The following is a 2,100-nucleotide window of genomic DNA, read 5'->3' as shown; positions in this document are numbered from 1 at the left end:
CCGCAGGCGAGCTTGCCGTGCGAGCCGTTTGCGTTGCCGAACTCGTCGCAACAGGAGACGCCGAGGAACGCCACGTCGATCTTGAGCTCTCCCGTCTGAAGGAGGTGCACCCGGCCTCCGTGCGAGTGGATGTGGACGGGGCGCTTCATCACCCCATTCGAAACTGCTTCGGCCAGCTTGCCGCGCAATCCAGACGTATAGATCTGGGTGATGACACCGCTCTCGATGTGCGCCAGCAGCGGATCGTGACAGTTGAGCAGCGAGCTCGACGCGAGCGTCAGGTTCTTGAAGCCGAGCCGCGCCAGCGTATCGACGACCTGGTTGATCACCTTGTCGCCCTCGCGGAAGGCGTGATGGAAGGAGATGGTCATCCCGTCCGCGAGCCCCGAGCGTCGGATCGCCTCTTCGAGCGACTTGCACAGCTTGCGGTGCAGCTTGGTGTCGGCGCTCGAGAGATAGGGCGTCTCCGCGTTGGCCCCTGCGAACGGTTGCAACGAGGTGAGCTCGGGATCCTGCGTCTTCAGTCGTGCCAGGGCATCGTTCGTGTTCATGGCCATCTTCCTTTATTCGACCTGAAGTTCCTGTCAGGAGGCCGCGGCGATCTGCAGAGTCATTTCCGCCTCATCGATCACCGGCGGGTCGATCATCTTGCCGTCGAGTGACACCACTCCCAGTCCCTTGCGATGTGCCTCGTCCGCGGCGGCGAGAACGCGCTTCGCATGATCCACCTCGTCCGGCGTCGGTGCGTAGGCTGCGTGCAGCAGGGGGATCTGCTTCGGGTGGATCAACGACTTGCCGTCGAACCCGAGCTCCTTCGCGATCTTGACCTCCCGGAGGAAACCCTCGTCGTCGTTCACGTTGCCGTACGCGACGTCGAAGGCATCGATGTGCGCCGCGCGCGCGGCATGCAGCACGGCGGCCCGCGCGTAGAACAGCTCCGGCTCCGAGCCGCCGCTGCGCTTCGTGTGCATGTCGACCAGGTAGTCGAATCCGGCGAGGGCGATCGCGACCATCCGCGGGGACGCGGTCGCGATCGCGACGGCGTTCACGACGCCGGACGCGGACTCGATCGCCGCCATCAGCTTCGTGTCGCCGGACGGGCGACCGCAGGCCTTCTCGATCCGCGCCACGTGCGCCTCGAGCTGGTGGATGTCCTCGGCGGTCTCCGTCTTGGGCAGGCGCACGATGTGGGCGCCCCCTCGGACCGCAGCTTCCAGATCCTTCAGCCCGAACTCCGTATTCAGCTCGTTGACGCGCACGACGGTCTCGATCTCGCGATAGGCCGGGTGCCGCAGCGCCTGGTACACCAGCAGGCGCGCGGAATCCTTCTCGCGCGGCGAGACCGCGTCCTCCAGGTCGAACATGATCGAGTCCGGCTTGAAGACGAACGTCGTGCTCAGCATTGCCGCGTTATCGCCCGGGACGAAGAGCATGCTCCGACGTAGCTTCATGACAGCTTCTCCCAATCCAGCTGATCCGAAGCGCAGCCGCGCAGGACGGCTGCCTGCACCCGCGCCCGGATGACACAATCCAGGGCACCCTTGTCCTCGATCACGATGGCCGCCTCAGTGACCGACAGCGCGTCCAGGGTGTCCGTGACGACGCGCTCGATCTGCTTGCCGAACTGCTTGAACACCTCGCTCTGGATCACGATGTCGCGAGTCCCTTTGCCGCCAGGGGCGACCTTGACCAGCAGATCGCTGGATTCCAGGGTGCCGGCGACGGCCTCCTTGATGACCTTCATGCGGTTTGCCCTCTCGTTGGGATGGTGCTCCCGGTTGCCGGGAATCTTCTCTCGAGGAGCTGCAGCGTGGTCGCGGGGACGAGCGCTGCGATCCTTCCGAAATCGTGCTGCGCGAGGAGCCGTCTCACTTCGGTCGCGGAGATGGGCACGCCGCTGACGGAAGCACGGGGGATCTCGACGACGCCGATCGGCGGCGCCGCGGACGCCGCCTCCTCGAGCCACTGCTTCATTTGCGTGTTGTAGCTGTTGGTGACGCGATCGAAGGGCTCCGTTCCCACGTACCGGTGCGTGATGCCCAGCGCGGGTGCGATGTATTCGCGAAACAGGAGCAGGTCGATCGCGGCCCAGCTCCGCTC

4 protein-coding genes are annotated in these 2,100 nt (G+C 65.2%); all 4 read right to left on the bottom strand.

Annotated features, from left to right (window positions below; translation table 11 throughout):
* The coding region (locus VMS22_25670) for a citrate lyase subunit alpha (protein ID HXJ37432.1) at nt 1-551 on the bottom strand (551 nt) is incomplete at its 3' end.
* Nucleotides 552-584: 33 nt separating this feature from the next.
* A complete protein-coding gene (locus VMS22_25665) occupies nt 585-1,451 on the bottom strand; it encodes an aldolase/citrate lyase family protein (GenBank protein ID HXJ37431.1) in 867 nt (288 codons plus the stop codon).
* Nucleotides 1,448-1,744, bottom strand: coding sequence for a citrate lyase acyl carrier protein (citD, locus tag VMS22_25660; GenBank protein ID HXJ37430.1), 297 nt, complete (start codon nt 1,742-1,744; stop codon nt 1,448-1,450). Before citD ends, VMS22_25665 begins: the two co-directional genes overlap by 4 nt.
* The coding region (locus VMS22_25655; protein HXJ37429.1) for a [citrate (pro-3S)-lyase] ligase at nt 1,741-2,100 on the bottom strand (360 nt) is incomplete at its 5' end. The genes VMS22_25655 and citD, both read right to left, overlap by 4 nt.

The organism is Candidatus Eisenbacteria bacterium (assembly GCA_035577985.1).
GTDB lineage: Bacteria > Desulfobacterota > Binatia > DP-6 > DP-6 > DATJZY01.
This window is presented reverse-complemented; position numbering and strand designations above follow the sequence as displayed.